This is a genomic window from Klebsiella sp. HN106, assembly GCF_051209435.1.
Taxonomy (GTDB): Bacteria; Pseudomonadota; Gammaproteobacteria; order Enterobacterales; family Enterobacteriaceae; genus Klebsiella; species Klebsiella oxytoca.
Genome location: NZ_JBLURD010000152.1, coordinates 1 through 348 on the forward strand (window position 1 = coordinate 1; position 348 = coordinate 348).

Below are 348 nucleotides of genomic sequence, written 5' to 3' on the forward strand. Positions count from 1 at the left end.
GTGTCACGGTAGACTCGAATCATGTGCTGAAATACCGGCAGTTTGCCCTCAGTAATCCGGAACGAGTGGTAGTGGATCTGGAAGGGGTTAACCTGAACTCTGTGCTGAAAGGCATGGGCGGCCAGATCCGCGATGACGATCCCTTTATTAAGTCCGCCCGCGTGGGCCAGTTTGATCCACAAACCGTGCGCATGGTCTTTGAGCTCAAGCAGAACGTTAAGCCGCAGCTGTTTGCCCTCGCGCCGGTGGCTGGCTTTAAAGAGCGTCTGGTGATGGACCTCTACCCCGCCAACGCCACCGATGTTCAGGATCCGCTGCTGGCGCTGCTCGAGGATTACAATAAAGGCG

At 56.3% G+C, this 348-nt stretch carries 1 protein-coding gene; it reads left to right on the forward strand.

Going from position 1 to position 348, the window contains the following annotated elements; genetic code table 11:
* A partial coding sequence (locus ACSIPU_RS30740) for an AMIN domain-containing protein (RefSeq protein ID WP_435322499.1) occupies window positions 1–348 on the forward strand: 348 nt, incomplete at both ends.